Annotated in this window: 18 protein-coding genes; 7 read left to right on the top strand and 11 right to left on the bottom strand. The window is 53.0% G+C overall.

Going from position 1 to position 19857, the window contains the following annotated elements:
• Window positions 1–12: 12 nt before the first annotated feature.
• On the bottom strand, window positions 13–1314 hold the full coding sequence (gene gltP, locus NR177_RS00335; RefSeq protein ID WP_063878018.1) for a glutamate/aspartate:proton symporter GltP: 1302 nt from the start codon (window positions 1312–1314) through the stop codon (window positions 13–15).
• 584 nt (window positions 1315–1898) lie between these two features.
• Between gltP and acs the strand changes: the two genes are divergently transcribed.
• The 3 genes from acs to actP all read left to right on the top strand — a co-directional run bounded on the left by acs (window position 1899) and on the right by actP (window position 5965).
• Window positions 1899–3854, top strand: a complete 1956-nt coding sequence (gene acs, locus NR177_RS00330; protein WP_096010459.1) for an acetate--CoA ligase — start codon at window positions 1899–1901, stop codon at window positions 3852–3854.
• Window positions 3855–3983: 129 nt separating this feature from the next.
• A complete protein-coding gene (locus NR177_RS00325) occupies window positions 3984–4313 on the top strand; it encodes a DUF485 domain-containing protein (protein ID WP_063878016.1) in 330 nt (109 codons plus the stop codon).
• A complete protein-coding gene (actP, locus tag NR177_RS00320; protein ID WP_109716766.1) occupies window positions 4310–5965 on the top strand; it encodes a cation/acetate symporter ActP in 1656 nt (551 codons plus the stop codon). Before NR177_RS00325 ends, actP begins: the two co-directional genes overlap by 4 nt.
• A gap of 66 nt (window positions 5966–6031) precedes the next feature.
• Here the strand turns inward: actP and NR177_RS00315 are convergent, their stop codons facing one another.
• The 3 genes from NR177_RS00315 to NR177_RS00305 form a co-directional block, all read right to left on the bottom strand.
• Complete coding sequence (locus NR177_RS00315; protein WP_063878015.1) at window positions 6032–6577, bottom strand: YfaZ family outer membrane protein; 546 nt, start codon at window positions 6575–6577, stop codon at window positions 6032–6034.
• A 185-nt stretch (window positions 6578–6762) separates the two neighbouring features.
• The gene (locus tag NR177_RS00310; RefSeq protein ID WP_063878014.1) at window positions 6763–7458 is read right to left on the bottom strand and encodes an LrgB family protein; all 696 of its coding nucleotides are present in this window, start codon (window positions 7456–7458) and stop codon (window positions 6763–6765) included.
• Window positions 7451–7876, bottom strand: coding sequence for a CidA/LrgA family protein (locus NR177_RS00305; protein ID WP_063878013.1), 426 nt, complete (start codon window positions 7874–7876; stop codon window positions 7451–7453). Before NR177_RS00305 ends, NR177_RS00310 begins: the two co-directional genes overlap by 8 nt.
• A 100-nt stretch (window positions 7877–7976) precedes the next feature.
• Between NR177_RS00305 and NR177_RS00300 the strand changes: the two genes are divergently transcribed.
• The gene (locus tag NR177_RS00300) at window positions 7977–8879 is read left to right on the top strand and encodes a LysR family transcriptional regulator (protein ID WP_096010461.1); all 903 of its coding nucleotides are present in this window, start codon (window positions 7977–7979) and stop codon (window positions 8877–8879) included.
• Between the two features lie 67 nt (window positions 8880–8946).
• On the opposite strand, the gene NR177_RS00295 is transcribed toward NR177_RS00300, so the two are convergent.
• The 4 genes from NR177_RS00295 to soxR all read right to left on the bottom strand — a co-directional run bounded on the left by NR177_RS00295 (window position 8947) and on the right by soxR (window position 13643).
• A complete protein-coding gene (locus NR177_RS00295) occupies window positions 8947–10599 on the bottom strand; it encodes a Na+/H+ antiporter (RefSeq protein WP_063878011.1) in 1653 nt (550 codons plus the stop codon).
• Window positions 10600–10743: 144 nt separating this feature from the next.
• Window positions 10744–12093: an NCS2 family permease gene (locus NR177_RS00290; protein WP_063878010.1), complete on the bottom strand. Its 1350-nt coding sequence runs from the start codon at window positions 12091–12093 to the stop codon at window positions 10744–10746.
• 359 nt (window positions 12094–12452) lie between these two features.
• On the bottom strand, window positions 12453–13118 hold the full coding sequence (locus tag NR177_RS00285) for a glutathione S-transferase family protein (protein ID WP_063878009.1): 666 nt from the start codon (window positions 13116–13118) through the stop codon (window positions 12453–12455).
• A gap of 39 nt (window positions 13119–13157) precedes the next feature.
• Complete coding sequence (gene soxR, locus NR177_RS00280) at window positions 13158–13643, bottom strand: redox-sensitive transcriptional activator SoxR (RefSeq protein ID WP_063878008.1); 486 nt, start codon at window positions 13641–13643, stop codon at window positions 13158–13160.
• A gap of 164 nt (window positions 13644–13807) precedes the next feature.
• Here soxR and soxS point away from each other — a divergent pair, with 164 nt between their 5' ends.
• Both soxS and NR177_RS00270 read left to right on the top strand, forming a co-directional pair.
• Window positions 13808–14233, top strand: a complete 426-nt coding sequence (gene soxS / locus NR177_RS00275; protein ID WP_063878007.1) for a superoxide response transcriptional regulator SoxS — start codon at window positions 13808–13810, stop codon at window positions 14231–14233.
• A gap of 246 nt (window positions 14234–14479) precedes the next feature.
• Window positions 14480–14761, top strand: a complete 282-nt coding sequence (locus NR177_RS00270) for a YjcB family protein (RefSeq protein ID WP_063878006.1) — start codon at window positions 14480–14482, stop codon at window positions 14759–14761.
• A 52-nt stretch (window positions 14762–14813) separates the two neighbouring features.
• Here the strand turns inward: NR177_RS00270 and NR177_RS00265 are convergent, their stop codons facing one another.
• Both NR177_RS00265 and NR177_RS00260 read right to left on the bottom strand, forming a co-directional pair.
• On the bottom strand, window positions 14814–15764 hold the full coding sequence (locus NR177_RS00265) for an ATP-grasp fold amidoligase family protein (RefSeq protein ID WP_096010463.1): 951 nt from the start codon (window positions 15762–15764) through the stop codon (window positions 14814–14816).
• 8 nt (window positions 15765–15772) lie between these two features.
• Window positions 15773–17029: an oligosaccharide flippase family protein gene (locus NR177_RS00260; protein ID WP_256852035.1), complete on the bottom strand. Its 1257-nt coding sequence runs from the start codon at window positions 17027–17029 to the stop codon at window positions 15773–15775.
• 525 nt (window positions 17030–17554) lie between these two features.
• Between NR177_RS00260 and NR177_RS00255 the strand changes: the two genes are divergently transcribed.
• Window positions 17555–17950: a transposase gene (locus tag NR177_RS00255; RefSeq protein WP_256852034.1), complete on the top strand. Its 396-nt coding sequence runs from the start codon at window positions 17555–17557 to the stop codon at window positions 17948–17950.
• Window positions 17951–18862: 912 nt separating this feature from the next.
• Here NR177_RS00255 and NR177_RS00250 read toward each other — a convergent pair.
• Window positions 18863–19822 carry a DMT family transporter gene (locus NR177_RS00250; RefSeq protein ID WP_241567340.1) on the bottom strand — a complete coding sequence of 320 codons (960 nt, stop codon included), beginning with the start codon at window positions 19820–19822 and terminating at the stop codon, window positions 18863–18865.
• Window positions 19823–19857: the final 35 nt, after the last annotated feature.

Raw genomic sequence — 19857 nt, 5'->3', positions numbered from 1 at the left:
GATAAACCGCGATTAACTGGCGGTTTGCGTCCGTAATTGTAATTCGTACGCCCTGGCCTGTTCTACATCGAACTGGTTTTCCCAACGGGCAATCACCAGCACGGCCAGCGCGTTCCCGACCACGTTCAGCGCGGTACGGGCCATATCCATAATGCGGTCCACGCCCGCAATAAACGCCAGCCCTTCCAGCGGGATACCGACGCTGCCCAGGGTGGCTAACAGCACCACAAAGGATACGCCGGGCACACCCGCGATGCCTTTAGAGGTCACCATCAGCGTCAGGACCAGAATAATTTCGTCCGTCAGCGACAGATCGATGCCGTACAGCTGGGCAATAAAAATAGCGGCGATACTCTGGTACAGCGTTGATCCATCGAGGTTAAATGAATAACCGGTCGGGACCACAAAGCTGGTTATCGCTTTGGGCGCGCCATAGGCTTCCATCTTCTCCATGATGCGCGGCAGTACGGTTTCTGAACTGGAGGTCGAGTAAGACAGGATGAGCTCATCTTTTAAAATGCGCATCAGCGTCGTAATGCGTAGCTTACAGAAACGCGCCACCGCCCCCAGCACCACAAAGGCGAAGAACAGGATCGCGACATACACCAGCAGCACCAGCTTAGCGAGCGGCCAGAGTGAGGCGAAACCAAAGTTAGCAATGGTGACGGCAATCAAGGCAAACACGCCCACTGGCGCGTAGCGCATGATCATATGCGTTACCTTGAACATGGTTTCTGACACGCCACGGAACAGGTTTACCAGCGGATCACGCTGTTCTGACGGCAGAGCGGAAAGGCCCAGGCCAAACAGTACCGAGAAAAAGATAATCGGCAGCATTTCACCTTTCGCCATCGAGGCAAAGATGTTCTGCGGGATCAGCGACAGGATGGTTGCCACCAGGCTGTGGGTGCCTTCCTGCACCTGGGCGGTCGTGGCTTCATATTTAGAGATGTCCACCGTTGCCAGCGTAGACATATCAATGCCGGTGCCGGGCTGAAACACGTTGGCCAGGGTAATACCGACAACAATGGCAACGGTGGTAATCACTTCAAAGTACAAAATCGTTTTGAAACCAATACGGCCCAGCTTTTTCGCATCCCCGACACCTGCAATGCCGACAATCAGGGATGAAATCACGATGGGCACGACAATCATCTTTATCAGATGAATAAAGATATCGCCCGCCGGGCTGAGAATATTATTGACTAACCATTCACGATCTTCTGGCTGATTATGCAACACGGCACCGACGATGATGCCAAGTACAAGTGCGATCAGAATCTGCCAGGCAAGGCTGATTTTAAAACCTTTCATAACGCGTAATTTCCTCAGTCAAAACCCGTTTCTCTCTACTGCGAAGGTGCAGAAGACAATACACACAGGGAAGTGAGCAAAAAGCCCGGTAAATTAGAGGGTGTTTGTAGACGGCGTCCCGCATTTAAATGCGATGATTTCCATACCCATTTTCAGACGCGGTCTGAGTTGATACCTGATTATCAGGGGCGGATAAGTACCATTTTCACTGCAGTAAATGCAACCCTTGGTGGCTTCGATTAAAACTTCACCATCTGGTCAGCATAAAATGCTGGCGCAGACGTTAATCCCTAACTTGCTGTTATGAAAAGTAATACTTCGATAAGTTTTCGCATAGCTATTCAGACTATGCTCAATGTGTGTGCGGTTCGTTTGCTGATTTTTTAAACAGCAGCATACACAAAATGTTGCAACTTAAATCCCCATTCTCCGCAGGGAGTTAGCGTTTATTTCCTCTGTTTACGACGTTTTTATGTCAGCAAGGTTAACGCGTGATCTATGGCGCAAAAAAGAAACAAAACCGGCTGTCGGGCTTCACTTAACCATTGATTGACATATGATTAACATCTTCAAGGAGATTCGCCATGAGCCAAAATCATAACTATCCTGTTCCAGAAAATATTGCAGCAAACGCGCTGATTACTGCCGAACAGTATCAGGCGATGTACCAACAATCCGTTACCGACCCAGAAACGTTCTGGGGAGAGCAAGGTAAAATCCTTGACTGGATAAAGCCTTACAGCAAAGTTAAAAACACCTCTTTTGCGCCAGGCAATATTTCTATTCGTTGGTACGAGGACGGCACGCTCAATCTGGCAGCGAACTGTCTGGATCGTCATCTGGCTACCCGAGGCGATCATCCTGCCATCATCTGGGAAGGCGATGATGCCAACGAAAGCAAAACCCTTACCTTTCGTCAGCTTCATGCTGATGTCTGTCGCTTTGCCAACGTACTGGAACTGCTCGGCGTTAAAAAAGGCGACGTCGTTGCGATTTATATGCCCATGGTGCCGGAAGCGGCAGTCGCTATGCTGGCCTGCGCACGAATTGGGGCCGTACATTCGGTGATCTTTGGCGGCTTTTCACCCGAAGCCGTGGCCGGTCGTGTTATCGACTCCAGTGCCGCATTAATTGTGACGGCCGATGAAGGCGTGCGTGCTGGCCGTACCATCCCACTGAAGAAAAACGTGGATGATGCGTTAAAAAATCCCAATGTAAACAGCGTGAAAAACGTCGTGGTCTTTCAACGTACCGGCAAAGATGTCGGTTGGGTGGAAGGGCGCGACCAGCACTGGCATGAGCTGATGCAGAACGCCAGCACTAACCACTCTGCGGCTGAGATGCAGGCAGAAGATCCGCTGTTTATCCTGTATACCTCAGGTTCAACCGGCAAGCCAAAAGGCGTGCTGCACACCACCGGCGGCTATCTGGTTTACGCCGCCACCACCTTTAAATTTGTTTTTGACTACCATCAGGACGACATTTACTGGTGTACGGCTGATGTGGGCTGGGTAACCGGCCACAGCTACCTGTTATATGGCCCACTGGCCTGCGGGGCCACAACGCTGATGTTTGAAGGCGTGCCTAACTGGCCAACCCCGGCCCGTATGGCGCAGGTGGTGGATAAGCATAAAGTCACCCTGCTCTATACTGCCCCCACGGCTATTCGCGCGCTGATGGCAGAAGGCGATAGAGCGATTGAAGGAACGGATCGTAGCAGCCTGCGTATTATGGGATCGGTGGGAGAGCCGATTAACCCGGAAGCCTGGGAGTGGTACCACAAGAAGATTGGCAACGGCAAATGTCCGATAGTCGATACCTGGTGGCAGACCGAAACCGGGGGCTTTATGATCGCCCCGCTGCCCGGCGCGACCCTGCTCAAGGCCGGTTCCGCGACCACGCCTTTCTTCGGCGTACAGCCCGCGCTGGTGGATAACGAAGGCCATCCTCAGGAAGGTGCCTGCGAAGGTAACCTGGTGATCACAGACTCCTGGCCCGGTCAGGCCCGCACGCTGTTCGGTGACCACGATCGTTTCGAACAAACTTACTTCTCTACCTTCAAAAATGCCTACTTCAGCGGCGACGGTGCGCGACGGGATGAGGACGGTTATTACTGGATTACCGGCCGCGTGGACGATGTGCTGAATGTGTCAGGCCACCGCCTGGGCACGGCCGAAATCGAGTCAGCGCTGGTTTCCCATCCTAAAATCGCCGAAGCGGCTGTCGTCGGGTTCCCGCACAGCATCAAGGGCCAGGCCATTTACGCCTATATCACCCTGAATCACGGCGAGGAGCCGTCACCTGAGCTTTATACCGAGGTACGTAACTGGGTACGCAAGGAAATTGGCCCGATTGCCACACCCGATGTGTTGCACTGGACCGACTCTCTGCCAAAAACCCGCTCCGGCAAAATTATGCGCCGTATCCTGCGCAAAATTGCCGCAGGCGATACCAGTAATTTAGGCGATACCTCGACGCTTGCCGATCCTGGCGTCGTCGAGAAATTGCTTGAAGAGAAACAGTCCATCACCATGCCGTAATCATCCGGCGGAAAGCATCAGGCTTTCCGCCACCACTTCCCTACGTAGTGTGTTTCTGTAGTCACAAAAATATAACTAATTCACGCGCTTGCGTGAGGTCCACGCCTGCATGCTTCTGGAGATAATGTGATGAATGATGCCCTGCCCGAACAGGAAAGGATCTACCAACAAATTGAAAGTAATCCTCGCTTTCAGGAATTGGTACACAAGCGCCAGTCCTTTGCCCTGCTGTTGTCGATAATCATGCTGGTGCTGTATATCGGCTTTATTCTGCTTATTGCTTTTGCCCCTGGCTGGCTGGGTACGCCCCTGTATGCCGGTACCAATGTGACGCGCGGCATCCCGCTCGGGGTGGGGTTGATCGTCATCTCTTTTTTACTCACAGGCGTTTACGTCTGGCGCGCAAATGGCGAGTTTGATCGCCTGACCAAAGCCATCCTCAGCGAGGTGAAACTATGATTCGTCTTATGCTGTGGATGCTGGCAGCGCTGCTGCCCTTTTCTGCTCTGGCTGCCGATGCCATCACCGGTGCGGTGCAGAAACAGCCCGTCAATTATCAGGCGATCGTCATGTTTGTGATTTTCGTCGGTGCCACGTTAAGTATTACGTACTGGGCGTCGAAGCGAACCCGCTCACGTAGCGATTACTATACCGCTGGCGGCAACATCACCGGCTTTCAGAATGGCCTGGCCATGGCAGGTGACTTCATGTCCGCAGCCTCCTTTCTGGGTATTTCGGCCCTGGTGTATACCTCGGGTTATGACGGCTTAATCTATTCGCTGGGCTTCCTGGTGGGCTGGCCGATGATTCTGTTCCTGATTGCCGAGCGCTTGCGTAATCTGGGTCGCTATACTTTTGCCGATGTCGCCTCTTATCGCCTGAAGCAAAAACCGATTCGTACCTTGTCGGCTTGCGGCTCACTGGTCGTCGTCGCGCTGTACCTGATTGCGCAGATGGTCGGTGCAGGCAAGCTGATCCAGCTCCTGTTTGGCCTGAATTATCACGTTGCCGTTATCCTGGTGGGCATTCTGATGGTGATGTACGTGCTGTTTGGCGGCATGCTGGCGACCACCTGGGTACAGATCATCAAAGCCGTTCTGCTGCTGTTTGGTGCCACGTTTATGGCCATTATGGTCATGAAAAGCGCCGGGTTTAGCTTCAATACCTTGTTTACCGAGGCGATGGCGGTACATCCGAAAGGCGCAGCCATTATGCAGCCTGGCGGGTTGGTGAAAGATCCGATTTCCGCCCTGTCGCTGGGGCTGGGACTGATGTTCGGTACTGCGGGATTGCCGCATATCCTGATGCGCTTCTTTACCGTTGCCGACGCCAAAGAGGCGCGTAAAAGCGTGTTTTGGGCCACCGGTTTTATGGGTTACTTCTACTTCCTGACCTTTATTATCGGTTTCGGTGCCATTCTGCTGGTAGGGGCTAATCCGGCCTTCAAAGATGCCTCCGGCGCATTGATCGGCGGTACCAATATGGCGGCGGTGCACCTGGCGGATGCAGTCGGTGGCAGCACCTTCCTGGGCTTTATTTCAGCAGTGGCATTCGCCACCATTCTGGCGGTGGTTGCCGGTCTGACGCTGGCGGGTGCCTCGGCGGTCTCTCATGATTTGTACGCCAGCGTCTACCGTAAAGGACAGGCCAGCGAGCGCGACGAGCTGCGGGTTTCAAAAATTACGGTGCTGGTGTTGGGGGTTGTGGCTATCGCCCTTGGCATTTTGTTCGAAAAGCAGAACATCGCCTTTATGGTCGGGCTGGCATTCTCGATTGCGGCCAGCTGTAACTTCCCGATCATCCTGCTGTCCATGTACTGGTCAAAACTGACCACGCGCGGCGCAATGGTCGGTGGCTGGTTAGGGCTGATCACCGCCGTAGTGCTGATGATTCTTGGCCCAACCGTCTGGGTGCAGGTGCTGGGACATGCGTCGCCCATTTATCCTTATGAGTATCCGGCCCTGTTCTCTATCACTATCGCCTTTTTGGGCACCTGGCTGTTTTCTGTTACTGACCATTCGCAACAGGGTGCAGAAGAGCGATCACGCTTCCGGGCGCAGTTTATTCGCTCCCAGACCGGTGCCGGTATTGAGAAAGGCAAAGCGCACTAACCGCGTTAACTGAGCATAAAAAAGGGCAGTGACCGCAAGGTCACTGCCCTTTTTCTCGAGCCGACATCAGAAGCGCAGTGACGCGCCTACGTACGGACCATCAACGAGTACGTTATCTTTACGACCGCCTTTGTTATTCAGCTCAATATACTGATAACCCACGCGCAGGTTCAGCAGAGAGATCGGCGTGAAGCTCACACCACCGCTCGCTTCCTGGTAGCTGTCGAGATGATCGGTAAGGCCTTCCGGCGCATAATAATACTGACCGTACAGACCCCACATGCTGTTGAAGCTGTACTGTGCGCTACCGCCCAGCGCCACCGCAAATCCGTCTTTCCCGTCTTCAGGATGGGTAAAAATCGCCTTTGCGGTTGGCGCCAGTCGCAGATCGCCGACATCAACGTTGTAACCCAGACCCGCACCATAGGTGCTGCCGTCATGATCGCTACGCAACCAGTTGCCGTTCAGGAACAGGCCCGGCGACGTCGTGCCCAAACCGAGATTAAGGTTGGTGCTGTGCTCGCCAACATCAACGCTGCCTTCGATGGCCTGCGCGGCGCCGCTCAGCATAATGAAGCTCAGAGCGCTTCCAGTGACAAGTTGCTTAAACATGATTCTACTCCATGAAGGGTCAAATAATTCCGCATCAAGGGTAGCAGTCTGAAATGAGGTGACAACTAAATTTGGAAAGCTTTACGTAAAAAGAGATGTCATTTTGTGCCAAAAAGGACAAGTCGCTGTGAATTACGCGGAGAACAGTCGCAATCCGGGTTAACCGTATCCGGCGCAGGCTTGCCTTAGTGCGCCCACATCAGGTGCCCGATAAACGGAGCCAGTATGACGGTGACGACGCCAGACAACATCATCACCAGGCTTGAAACCACGCCTTCCTGCGGCCCCAACTGGTAGGCGCGTGCCGTACCGGCACCGTGCGAGGCGGCACCCAGCCCAGCGCCTTTCGCCACGCCCTGTTTGATCGCGATGCGCAGGAACAGTACATCCCCTACCGCCATGCCAAATACGCCTGTCACAACCACAAACAGCGCCACCAGATCGGGCTGCGCGCCCATCGGCTTTGCCGCCGCCAGCGCGAAAGGTGTGGTAATGGATCGCACGGCGAGACTGCGCTGAATGGTTTCCGGTAAATTCAGTAAGCGCGCCAGCCATACGGAACTGCATATCGACACCGTTGTGGCAGTTAACACGCCCGCACTCAGCGATAACCAGTGGCGTTTAATCACGTCCAGATTTTCGTAGACCGGCACCGCAAAGGCTAACGTCGCGGGGCCGAGTAACCACAGCAGCCAGTGGCTTTCCGCAATATAGTTTTGCCAGCTGATATGGGTCAGCAACAGCAGCGTCACCAGAATGAGCGGCGTCATGACCAGCGGCATCAGTAACAGCGTTGTCCAGCGACGATACAGCCGTTTATTCAGGTAATAAATCACCAGCGTGACGGCGGCACATAACAGACTGATGAGCAGATTATGCATTATTGCCCTGCTTACGCGCCGCGCGCGTGACTTCAAAACGGTACAGGCGATCGACCACCAGGGCTGTCGCCGCCAGCACCAGTAGCGTACTGACCGCAATCACCACCAAAATCCGCCAGCCTTCCATCTGCAGCAGGTCAGCGTAATTCACCACCGCCACCACCGCCGGGATAAAAAACAGCAGCATCTCTGCCAGCAACCAGCTTGCACCGGCTTTCACCCAGCGCAGCGGTAAAATGCGTAACGCAATCAGCATCAACATCAGCAGCATACCGACAATGTTGGCAGGCAGTGGCAGGTGCAGCCAGTTCACCAGTTGCTCGCTGGCGATAAAGACCGAGATAAACAGCACCAGCTGTAAAGGTAAGCTGAGCCGTTGCAGCCTGCCGACGTTCAGGCGGCGCAATGCCAGTGCCATCGTTTTTCTCCCATCAAGTTAATGCGCTCAGTATAGAATCACGAGGTACTGTGAAAAAAATGAATTAAAATTATTCAAATCATGCCAGAAAGGAATAGTTATGGACGTTCGCGCGTTGCGTTACTTTACCGAAGTGGTACGTCAGCAAAGTTTTACCCGTGCTGCACAGAAGCTGTTCGTGACACAGCCTACGATCAGCAAAATGGTGCGCCAGCTGGAAGAGGAGCTGGACTGCGCACTGCTCATTCGTGATGGGCGACGTCTGCACCTGACGGATAGCGGGCAAGCGGTCTATCAGCGCGGGCTGGCTATTCTGCAAGAGTTTCATCAGCTTGAGGCCGAGATAGGCGATATCAATCAGCTGAAAACCGGCAAGCTGCGGTTGGGCATTCCCCCGATGGTGGGCATGCAGATTGCCGGATCGGTTTCGGCGTTTCGCCGTCGCTATCCGGGTGTGGAACTCAGTATTGCTGAGTTTGGCGGCTTAACGGTTCAGGAAGCGGTGCTGGCGGGCACGCTGGATATTGCCCTGACGGCCCTCCCCGTTGATGCCGAGTTGCCCCTCGAAACCTTATCGCTTATGCAGCATCCGCTGTGTGTGTTACTGCCACGTCAGGCACCCTGGCTGCAGCGCACGCAGCTTGGCCTGAGCGATTTGGCCTCCCATCCTTTGCTGATCTTTAATGAAGAGTTTTCGCTGAACCGCCAGTTGATGAAAGCGTTTCAGCGTCAGGGGATCACGCCTGAGATTGCAGTACGTAGCGGGCAATGGGATTTTCTGGCGGCCATGGTGCAGGCGGAGATGGGCCTGGCGATACTGCCGGAGCCCATTTGCCAGCGGTTAGATAAGCAGTCGTTATTGTGGCTTCCGCTGGAGTCCGAGCTGCAGTGGCATCTGGGGCTGATCTGGCGTGAAGGCAGCTACCTGTCACGCAGCGCGCGGGCCTGGATAGCGTGTTGCCGGGAACACTGGCCTGATAATGCGCCGCGTCTTTCCGTCTAGCGCCCCAGGCCGCCCGATAATCGCAGAGCGCAGGTTATCGGGCGAACGGGAGTGCATAACAAGAAGATTACTCTTCTTTCTCAATCAGCAGCGCTTCCAGCAGGTCCAGATCGTGCAACAGTTTTTGCATCGTCTCGTTTGATATCTGCTGAGTCGCACGCAGGTGATAGACCTCTGCACGTTCGGCACGTAACGCGTTCAGACGAAAACGACGTTCCAGATTTTCGGCAAACAGCGCGTGCTCAAGATCGTTTTTCCCTTCCGCGCGACGACGCAGATTACCGATCACCCGCAGGCTGACCTCTTTCAGTAACTCAGGGTCGATGTTTTCTTCGGTTTCCTTTTCGAGCCGCGCCTCCATCTTATGCAGACTCTCGATAGCGACGCCGGCCATCACCGCTCTTGCATGCTGCAGTTCGTGCCGATGGGCGCTTTTGTCGATCGTCTCTACACCGCGCAGCAGCATCGGCAGAACGATGACGCCAACCAGCAGCGAGAACAGAATCACGCCGGTTGCGATAAACACCAGCTCGTAACGTGCCGGGAAAGGATGGCCGTTGGTCAGGAACAGGGGAATCGACAGCACACCCGCCAGGGTAATGGCACCGCGTACGCCCGCAAAAGAGGCAATCAGCAGTTCACGCAACGAGTAGCTGGAGAACACTAACGGTTTCTTTTTTAACCAGCGTTTGCTGAAACGCTGCATGATCCACAACCAGCCGAAACGCACCACCATTAACGCCGCATAGACAAGGACGATGTCCGCAAAAATCATCCAGATATCCACATTGGGATCGGCTGTTGCCTGGTCAATCGAGTTTTGCAGAATAGAGGGCAACTGCAGGCCCAGCATCAGGAACACCATGCCGTTAAACACAAACTCCAGCATGTGCCAGACGCTGTTGGCGCGCAGTCGCATGGTCAGCGGCGCCTGGCGGATAATACCGGAGCGCGTGATGGTCATCCCGGCCGCGACGGCGGCTAAAATCCCGGAAACGCCCAGGTGTTCTGCAATCAGATAAGAGGCAAAAGGCAGCAGCAGCAGCAGGACAATCTGAGTGGCAGCATCGTCCCCGCCGCTCCAGCGGTTCAGGACGCGCAGCGATTTACCGTAGAGCCAGCATACCGCGACACCGGCGATCAGGCCGCCCACGGCCACTTTCAGGAACTCGACGCTGGCTCCGCCCCAACTAAACACCATGGTGCCCATCGCCACTGCGACCGCAAATTTCAGTGAAACCAGGCCAGAAGCATCGTTCATCAAGGCTTCGCCTTGCAGTATTCCCATAATTTTCTTCGGAATACGGCCTTCGCCGACAATGCCTGACAGCGCCACGGCATCGGTAGGTGATAGCACAGCCGCCAGGGCGAAAGCGGGGATCAGGGGAATCCCGGGCACCGTCCAGTAAATCAGATAGCCAATACCGACAACGGTAATCAGCACCAGCACCAGCGCCAGGCCAAGGATTTCCCGCCCGTAATGCAGGAACTCGCTGACCGGTGTTTTCCAGCCGTCAGCAAATAACAGTGGCGGAATGAATAAGACGAGGAAGAGTTCCGGGTCGAAATCCACGTGCAGCCCGAAGGTCGGCCAGGCCAGCAGCGCACCGACGGCGATCTGCACCAGAGGCAGGGGAATCTGAAAAGGCAGAATACGGGCAGCCACCCCGGAGAGCGAGACCACCAGCGTCATAATCAAAATAGTAAAAAAGATTTCCATGCTTTCCTTAGGCGGTAGTTATCTTCGAATCAACATTAGGTTAAAAGTGTAAAACAAACTGGCGAGGGCGGGAAAAGCTACGCGTGCTTCAACGAGCAAAAAGCGGATAATTCCGGACATGCCGCAGCACGTCCGGTTGAACAGTCAGATCGCCCAGCCTCCGGCATAAAAAGCGACTAACGCGACGGCGATCACCACCGTGCCCACGTTTAGCCTGCGCCACTCACCCGCAAACAGACGGCCCACCACCAGGGTCGCGAAACCGATCATGATGCCGGTAACGATGTTACAGGTCAGCACGATGATCACCGCCGTGAGCAGGCCGGACATGGCATCAACGAAGTCACCGAAGTCGATCTTTGCCACGTTACTCAGCATCAGCAGGCCGACGTACATCAACGCAGGCGCGGTGGCGTACGCCGGCACCAGATAAGCCAGCGGAGACATAAACAGAATGAGCAAAAACAGGAGGCCAACAACAATGGCCGTCAGGCCGGTTTTGCCTCCTGCCGCCGTCCCGGCGGCAGACTCGATGTACACGGCCGCCGGTGAGGCACCCACAAGGCCGGCAAACAGGCTACTGACGGAATCCGTGGTCAGCGCCCGGCCGCCGTTAATGATTTGCCCGTCTTTATCCAGCAGGTTAGCCTGGCCCGCCACCGCGCGGATCGTACCGGTGGCATCAAAGACCGCCGTCATCACTAACGCCAGCACGCTGGGCAAGACCGCAGGCTGCAAAGCGCCCATGATGTCGAGGCTGAATAACAGTGACTCGCCCTGCGCATCACGCAGGCTGGGCAAGGCAAACAGTCCCTGCCAGCGCACGGACGGATCGAACGCCAGCCCCAGCGCAGAAATCGCAATAACGGTGAGTAAAATGCCGCCCGGGACACGGCGTTTTTCCAGGCCGAAAATCGCAGCCAGCCCCAGCAAAGACATCATGACGGGGAACGACGTAAAATGGCCCAGCGCAACGGGTAAACCTGAGGCCGGGTTTCTGACGACCAGCCCAACGTTGTCTGCCGCAATCAGCAGCAGAAACAGGCCAATCCCAATGCCGGTGCCATGGGCGACGCCCATCGGCAGATTACGTAAGATCCAGGCGCGAATCCCGGTGGTGGAAATCAGGGTAAAAAGCAGGCCCATCAGGAACACGGCCCCCAGCGCGACCGGAACGCTAATGTGTTGACCCAGGACGAGGCTAAAGGCCGTAAAAGCCGTCAGTGAAATGGCACAGCCAATGGCCAGGGGTAAATTGGCCCACAGCCCCATGATGATCGATCCAACGCTCGCCACCAGGCAGGTAGCCACAAACACCGCCGAGGGTGAAAACCCCGCTTTACCGAGCATGCCAGGCACCACGATCACCGAATAAACCATGGCGAGAAAGGTGGTCAGCCCGGCGACAATTTCCTGCCGCACGCTACTGCCTCGGGCCGAAATGGCGAACCAGGCATCCAGTTTTCCACTGGCCGGGCGTGATTCAATTGACATAGTTGAGCCTCAAAAATTTTTGTTGTTGGATCGCGCGGTAACCGCCCTGACTTCCCTGAAAGCTGTCATCGCCAACAGGCTGCCGACAAAAAGGCAAACGTTTACTTAGCCGCACAGAACGGGGCGTCGTACGTCCCCGTTTAAAGGGGGCCGATTATCCGGCGTTTTCCCGCCGCTTTTCAACCGCTCTGTGAGGATTCCTGGCTATAAAGATCAGGTCGATAACATCGGGGATGCTCTTGATACTATCGTGTAACATTCTGTGCGTCAGGATGCGGTGATGATTACGCCACATTATCGAGAAAGCAGACGAAGATGACGCCGGGCGGCGTCATCCGATAGGACAGGATAATGCGCGATCAGCCAGAAAGATGAATTTCACCGCCTTGCTGAATGGCCCGTTGCCAGGCCGCACGCTGTTGCACGGTCGTTAACCATTTTTGTGTGGCGGGGGCATCCTTCAGTCCGGCGCGCTGGCTCAGCGCCAGAATCGGAAAGCTCATCTGCACATCAGCAATGCTGAAACGCTGACCGGCAAACCACGGATGCACCGAGAGGTGATCTTCAATCACCTGCTTATGCAAGGTAAGTTGTTTATCCAGCCAGGCTTTCTGAACGCCTTTGCCGAGCGCCGCACCGATGGGACGCAGCAACCACGGTACAGGCGCGCTGCCAAGGCGGCCAAAAACCAGCTTCATGACCAGCAGCGGCATCAGTGAACCTTCGGCGTAATGTAGCCAGTAACGCGCCTGCAGCCGTGCCTCTTCGTCGGTGATCTGCAGCCGCCTTTCACTGTCGTACTTCTCTTCCAGATACTCAAGGATCGCCCCGGACTCGGCCACCACGCGATTGCCATCGGTGATAACCGGCGACTTTCCTAACGGATGCACTTTTTTTAACGCGTCCGGCGCCAGCATCGTGGGTTCACGCTGATAGCGTTTGACCTGGTAAGGCACTTCCAGCTCTTCCAGCATCCACAGCACCCGGTGAGAGCGCGATTGTTCAAGATGGTGAACGGTGATCATCATGATTCCCTGTCAGTGAATATGCAGCAAGTATAGACGTCACCTTGTCTTATGCAGTGCACCATCCTGTTCAGGATCAAGCAGTACCGCGCCCGAACCCTGCTGCCCCAGCCGATCGCCGGGATTGCGCAGCGGACAGTCACGCATCGATAAACATCCACAGCCAATGCAACCATCCAAATCGTTACGCAGGCGCGTTAGCGTTTCGATGCGCTTATCCAGTTCGTCGCGCCAGTGCTGGGTCAGATTGCCCCAGTCCTGAGCCGACATACGTTTATCCGCCGGCATGTTTTCAAGGCTGTCGCTGACGCTGGCAAGCGGAATTCCAATGCGCTGTGCAATTTTAATAATGGCGACCCGTCGCAGAACATCACGGCTGTAGCGCCGCTGATTTCCGTTATTGCGGGTGCTAAAGATGAGCCCTTTGCTTTCATAAAAATGCAGCGCAGAGACGGCAACGCCGCTGCGGCGCGCCACTTCACCCGGCGTCAGCACCGGTTTTGGGTAATTGCGATCTTTTTTCATTTGGCACTTTACCTCAAGTTAACTTGAGGAATTATACTCTTTTCCCATCAGAACGACACGCTCCCTCACGACGTCATTCGCCAGCAAACGGGCGCGATTTTCATCGCGACTCGCGCGCAAAGGCAGCATGAACGCACGGGGAAATTCACCAGAAGGATGAGGCCATGATACAAGAAGAGATCATTCATTCACTGACACACTGGATTGACCAAAACCTGGATAAGAGCCTGTCAATTGATGAAGTGGCCGCGAAATCAGGCTATTCGAAATGGCATCTGCAACGTATGTTCCGTAGCGTGACGAAACAAACGTTGGGTGGTTATATTCGTGAACGCCGTCTGACTCTGGCCGCAGAAGCGCTGCGGCAAACTCAGCGGCCGGTATTCGATATTGCGATGCAATATGGTTATGACTCGCAGCAGACCTTCTCCAGGGTGTTTCGCCGCCAGTTTTCCCAAACGCCCACGGCTTATCGCCACGCTATGCGCCGCCAGACGATTCAGCGTCCGCGCCTGATGAGTTTTGACTGCAGCGACAATATGACCAGCTTTACCCAGCGCACCATGGGCGAGTGCTGTCCGGTTAGCTGAATATCACCGTGCGCCTGCCCAGGCGCACACCGCTTTTCTCAGGTTTCCTTCCCCTGCACCCACTACGCACTTCTGCTGAAAAACCAGACAAATTTTGTACAAAATTGGAAAATCGAATGCTATAGTGTGATCCACATCACATTATGACATTTGTTGCCGACGAAAGAGCCCGACCTGACAGACTTTTCCGCCGACGTGATGCTCGCAGACAGTCAGGCGTAAACTCCGATTTTGAGGTCAAAATTGATGGCTACCTTAACCACCAGTTTTCTTGTTATGCGCTGGGAATTGTTGAGCGCTGTAATGATGTTCTTTGCCAGCACGTTAAAAACCCGACTTCGCCAGGATAGCCATCACGTGATGGCATTTATCTGTGGCAGCGTTGGCGTGGGAATGTCGTGCTGGTTTGTGACGGGCTTGATGGGCATCACGCTGAGTATGGAAAACGTACACCATTTTTTCAGCGTCTCTAAAGACGTCTTTATTGACGTAATGAGTCATGCGCCAGCTAACTGGCAAATGCCCTGATTGACCAATAAAAAACCCCGCAACGCGGGGTTTTTTATATTGCTGTGTAACGTCAAATTTTCTTCAACATGACAGGAATCGCAATATCCTGCACTTCTACGTCCGGTCTCTGCGTTCCGCGACGATCCTGAATCCACATGTCACCCATCATCTGATCTAATCCGCTATCCAGTCCCGTCACCATGCCTGCGCCTGGCGTAAACGTAAGCTCGCCGAAGTAAATGTGTTGGTCATGGATATACCAGTCCACGCGCACATAGTCGAAGTCGCTGGCCAGCGTTTTGCTTAACGCCAGTGCCTGCTCTAACGAAGGCATAACCGTTGAGACGTCGAGCCCGGTATCACGAATCTTATGAAACACCTCGCTCAGGTTGTTCACATAAAAGTTCATCGAAAGCTGAGGCTGGCCGCGGTTGTAAATGACCTGAAGCACATATTCAAAGTTGCCATCACGCTTGTTGAACATGTGAAACTTGTAATCAACCGGTGCCTGTTTGCCATCACCAATGTACTGCTCCACCAAAATGCGTGGCTTGATGTAGCGATAGTGGATCTCGCGTGCTTCGCTGGCAAAATCCGTTTTTAACCACGTGTAGCAGTTATGAATGATTTGCTGCTTGCGAAGGGCACTCGGTTCCTCCAGCACGATCTCTACCATGTTTGAAGCATGGTTTGGTTTAATCACCGTTCCCTTCCAGCGCGTCAGGTTGTTGAGCGTGGTGGGATCGGTGGTGTCGTGCAGCAAGGGAATCAGGTACGCACTACCGATTTTCTCAGCAATAAATTCACGCACCGAAAACTTGTCGGACAGGCGTGCATACAGCTGATAATCGCCATGGATGAACTTGCGATACAGCACTTTTTCATTGAAGACCTTTGGCTCATGCAGGTTGGGAAGCCTTCTGAACTTGCGGAAGTAATAAATCCGATCCTGATAAGTCCAGGGCATCTTCTTGATAAAGTACTGCAAACTTCTTCTAAGCTCTTGTTTTAACTTGAGCATATTTGACCTCATTTGTAGGTTTTGTAGTTGAGTGAGGAAACCTGGATTTTTTGAATAACGCCGTGTTTAAAAAAATAATTCATGACGGTCAGGGACAGGAGCTCTGAAAGAAAAACGCTCCATGCGGCTCCCGTAATGCCGTAGTCCTGAATTAGCCACCAGGAAAGCGGCATGCTGATGATCACCAGACAAATGATTTTCTTCAGTAAATAATCAAAGCCCCCTTCTTTCACCATGTAGCGATACGCGACGGTTCCCAGTGCCGAAAAGCTGGTCGCTATCGACAGCAGGGTGATGAGCTGGCCCGACTGCCTGAACGCCGGGCCATACAACGCCGTGATGATCTGTTCGCCAAACAACGCAACGATAAGTAGCATCAGCAGGGACACGGCCATCACGTAGCCATTGAGCCGCGCCGTCAGCCTGATCGCTTCATCACCGCGCGCCCGAAAAATTTCACTGAAGCACGAGGTAATCAGCGCGACCGGGATAAAAATCCATGAAGCGGCGATGGTATTGGCTGCGGCAAACAAGCCCAGTTCTTGTGCAGACGCGATGCCTGCCAAAAACATCTGCGCGGCTTTTACCTGTATAGAAATAAAGATGCTGGAAATCGCCAGCGGCAATCCGGCATACATCAGGTAACGCAAATACAGCGTGCGCGTCGCCGGCGGCGGGAACCGATCCTGATGCGCCTGGTAAAAGGCGTAGCGTTTGATGGCGTAGGGCACTAACGTCACCGTGACCACTGACAGCGTTAGCCACAGTGGGTTAAGGCGTAACCAGGCAATGATAAAGCTCAGGGCAAAGCTCATCAGCATGCCAGCCGCATTCGCAACGGCGTTGAGCTTTGAAGCTAAACGCGCGTTGTTGTAGACGCTAAAGGTGTCCTGCGTGACAAAAACAGACGCCACAAATGAGGCCAGCGCAAATGCCAGGAAATTTTCCTGCATGTTGTACCAAACCCAAATTAATACCGGCACCGAGGTAAGAAGTAATAAACCCATACGCAACGTGCGTGCAATGCGCATTAAACGTAAAGCTTTTGTCGCATTTTTACTGACACGTTTAAACAAAATAGTTTCAGTGCCAAATATGGCTATGGTTTGCACCATGGCAAATAATGACGTTGAAAACGCCATCTGACCAAATAGGGTCGGACCAAAGGATTTGGCCACATAAGACGTCACGAAAATGACGCCAAAAACGGAGATAATCTTTTCAGACATCATCCAGGCGGCATTAGCCATTACGCTCAATTTCATCAACTATTCCTTAGTATTACTCTACCTCTACCGCTTCGGCATCCCCATCCCTGGGGGCGAAGTAATAAGCGCTTAAATTTCAAAGCGAAATTATAAACATCAAGCCAGTCCGGCTCGGAAATGAGAATCGGGTCTTATTTTATCGAGTGAATTCAGGAGAATTCTGATTATACCTGGCCCGAATACCGCCTATTGGAAACGATTTCAAAGTGAAATCAATAATGTTTCCAAAAACCACCCTTCCATAATAAAACAGGTCAAGGAATGTTGAATATCAAATTTACAGTCGTTTTTTATCTTTGGGATGCGATGAATTTATATCAAAAACCGCATACCAGGAAGGCGCGGCATCCCGATCAGAATAAAATAAGATTTATCCCATGATGATATTTATTCTAAATATCTTAATTTAACCCTCGCAATTTAACGTACGTATTTAAATACGGCACTCAATGAAATCATACAGTACCAAAGGTTAATAAAGTAATTCTCATCCATTAATTGATAAGAAAGGTAAGAGCATTTATGAGAAAGTCACGATATAGCGAAGATCAAATCACAAATGCCATTAAAGCTTCTGAATCGGGCGTTAAAGTTAAAGAGATTTGTGAGGAGCTTGGCATCTCTGAGGCAACCTTCTACAGCTGGAAGAAGAAGTTCTCTGGGTTATCTTCAGAAGAAGGCAGAAAAATCAAAGAACTGGAAGAACAAGTTCAGTCTCTGACGCGCGAACTGCATGCGCTCAACTCGGATAAGGAAATGCTACAAAGCGTCCTGAAGAACTTCTTCACCACGAATGACAAACGTCAGGCGGTCAACTTCTTACAGAACACTTTTGATGTTGGAACCCGGCGCAGCTGCCGTTTACTGGATATAAGCCGTAGCGTTTATCATTACCCAGCCGGTTCTGATAACCGCTAATAGTGAGATGACGGCTTTTAATGGCCACATCGCTGCGATTTGTTCTTACCAGAAGAGATGAAGAGCATTTAACAGGACATTTATGGTGGTGCGCTTCGCCCAGTCCGTAATTAATGAATGGATTGGCGGTTACGCTTCTTTTTTTGCGGTAAAATTGATTCACAACAGCAAAAGTCTCGCTATCTACGCCACTTTTATCCGCCCAATCTCATTTCGGTGAGATTGGCGTCTCTCTTTTTTTTCATTAGCACCCCTAAAAGAACCTATATCCCCTGTGCTTTTATGTTCAGTGCTGGTAATGATATCCAGGCCAACATGCTGTTTTTTTCAGCCCAGGCTGGCCCTGAGAAATTTTTTGCCGATCGCGGAATGATTTCCAACAGCATAAAAAGGTAAAAAAAGCCCAGAATAATCCCAGAAAAATAGTTTATTGCTACTAATCACTTTCTTCAGCAAATACCGCTTGTGGGGTGCTATTGATGCCCATTGTTAAACATTAAATAAAAGCGAAGCGTGGTGAAATCCCGATTTAATTAGGGATAGCTGGAGTAAAAGGGGGTTTTCTATAAGGAATTATCTTAACCAAACGGCCTGGCAGCCCGGTTTTCGGGCGTTAAATTCGCTTCCAGGATACACATCGCCCCCCGATAAATGCCATTTGAAGGTTAATCGTGGTCGCAACCTGGACAGAACTGCCTATTTTTTGCTCAAAATAAGGCTTTGCACGGCGGTAAATGGCCGGGTGAGATCGCATTTTGCCGGGAACAGTGCGTGGCATTTAACTGTTGAGAGCCGATTTCCGCCGTGCCAGTGGCCGATTTCGGCATTATTTCGCCAATCATGAGTGAGGCATTATCTGAAAAAGCGTGAATATCACCCTTAGTAATAATCAATCACAAGCGGTAATTATTATCAGGGATCGAGGGCGGTCACCCGGGGTTGAGGTTTAATCCGCATGGCCCCTACCACGCCCAGGATCAGACAAGTAATACCAGCGGAAGTTAAGGCCGGTGGCCAGCTTTGATACCAGACAAAAGTCCATAACAGCCCAAACAGAATTTCAAACACGATGAGCGGCCCCATTAAAACCGTGGGTAGGCGTTGGCTGGCCGCGTTCCAGCATAAGGTCCCCACCCATGAGCAGAGCAGCCCGATGATCAACATTAATGAGACGAACACCTGCGGTCGGGGGCCAAATGGCAGGGCAAAGTCGGGCCGTTGCCACGCCAGTTGCGCGCTCACCAACGCGTACATTACCAGGGCCAGCGGCAGAGTCACTAATCCCTGGGCTGTCGCCCATGTGGCGGGTTTAAGTTGGGGATGGGTTCGTAACCAGCGCGCATTACGCAGCGGATACCAGGTCCAGCAGATGACTGCCATCACCGCCAGGCCAATCCCCGTCAGATAACGGCGGCCATCAAGCGACGCGCCTTGCGACTGCAACTCTGCTGCATTGACACAGACGAGGCCGGCTCCTGTTACCATCAATGCCGGGATCAGCCGCCGCCAGGACAGCCGTCCTTCAAGATGGCCGTAACACAGGTTAGCGGTGACGGCGATAACGATGGGTAAGGTGCCAATAATCATGGTGGAAACCGGCGCGCCCGTTCGCTGGATAGCATTGGCGAGAAACGCGTAATAAAACAGGTTGCCGATCAGCGACAGCTTCAAGGCTTCCCGCCAGTGAGCGGACGTAAGCTGACGCAGTCGATGACGATCGTGCCAGGCCAGCGGCAGGGCTATCAGCCCAAAGGCCACATAACGTCCCGCCGACTGTAAGGTGCCCGGGTAATCCGGGACCAGGATCGGTCCGACAAAAATCAGCCCCCACATCATGCCCGCGGCAAGGGCAAACAGTATCCCCATCAACATCGTTTTTTCCTGTCTGAGTTTTAACATCAGTGTGA

The organism is Pantoea sp. Fr+CA_20, from assembly GCF_024520835.1.
Lineage (GTDB): Bacteria > Pseudomonadota > Gammaproteobacteria > Enterobacterales > Enterobacteriaceae > Pantoea > Pantoea allii.
This window is presented reverse-complemented; position numbering and strand designations above follow the sequence as displayed.

What these genes read in the sequence shown, in the direction of transcription:
- NR177_RS00310 (WP_063878014.1), bottom strand. Translation starts at nt 7,458, where the DNA reads ATGCATAATCTGCTCATCAGTCTGTTATGTGCCGCCGTCACGCTGGTG.
- NR177_RS00260 (WP_256852035.1), bottom strand. Translation starts at nt 17,029, where the DNA reads ATGAAATTGAGCGTAATGGCTAATGCCGCCTGGATGATGTCTGAAAAG.
- actP (WP_109716766.1), top strand. Translation starts at nt 4,310, where the DNA reads ATGATTCGTCTTATGCTGTGGATGCTGGCAGCGCTGCTGCCCTTTTCT.
- NR177_RS00290 (WP_063878010.1), bottom strand. Translation starts at nt 12,093, where the DNA reads ATGTCAATTGAATCACGCCCGGCCAGTGGAAAACTGGATGCCTGGTTC.
- NR177_RS00295 (WP_063878011.1), bottom strand. Translation starts at nt 10,599, where the DNA reads ATGGAAATCTTTTTTACTATTTTGATTATGACGCTGGTGGTCTCGCTC.
- NR177_RS00255 (WP_256852034.1), top strand. Translation starts at nt 17,555, where the DNA reads ATGAGAAAGTCACGATATAGCGAAGATCAAATCACAAATGCCATTAAA.
- NR177_RS00315 (WP_063878015.1), bottom strand. Translation starts at nt 6,577, where the DNA reads ATGTTTAAGCAACTTGTCACTGGAAGCGCTCTGAGCTTCATTATGCTG.
- acs (WP_096010459.1), top strand. Translation starts at nt 1,899, where the DNA reads ATGAGCCAAAATCATAACTATCCTGTTCCAGAAAATATTGCAGCAAAC.
- soxR (WP_063878008.1), bottom strand. Translation starts at nt 13,643, where the DNA reads ATGAAAAAAGATCGCAATTACCCAAAACCGGTGCTGACGCCGGGTGAA.
- NR177_RS00325 (WP_063878016.1), top strand. Translation starts at nt 3,984, where the DNA reads ATGAATGATGCCCTGCCCGAACAGGAAAGGATCTACCAACAAATTGAA.
- NR177_RS00285 (WP_063878009.1), bottom strand. Translation starts at nt 13,118, where the DNA reads ATGATCACCGTTCACCATCTTGAACAATCGCGCTCTCACCGGGTGCTG.
- soxS (WP_063878007.1), top strand. Translation starts at nt 13,808, where the DNA reads ATGATACAAGAAGAGATCATTCATTCACTGACACACTGGATTGACCAA.
- gltP (WP_063878018.1), bottom strand. Translation starts at nt 1,314, where the DNA reads ATGAAAGGTTTTAAAATCAGCCTTGCCTGGCAGATTCTGATCGCACTT.
- NR177_RS00250 (WP_241567340.1), bottom strand. Translation starts at nt 19,822, where the DNA reads ATGTTGATGGGGATACTGTTTGCCCTTGCCGCGGGCATGATGTGGGGG.
- NR177_RS00265 (WP_096010463.1), bottom strand. Translation starts at nt 15,764, where the DNA reads ATGCTCAAGTTAAAACAAGAGCTTAGAAGAAGTTTGCAGTACTTTATC.
- NR177_RS00300 (WP_096010461.1), top strand. Translation starts at nt 7,977, where the DNA reads ATGGACGTTCGCGCGTTGCGTTACTTTACCGAAGTGGTACGTCAGCAA.
- NR177_RS00270 (WP_063878006.1), top strand. Translation starts at nt 14,480, where the DNA reads ATGGCTACCTTAACCACCAGTTTTCTTGTTATGCGCTGGGAATTGTTG.
- NR177_RS00305 (WP_063878013.1), bottom strand. Translation starts at nt 7,876, where the DNA reads ATGGCACTGGCATTGCGCCGCCTGAACGTCGGCAGGCTGCAACGGCTC.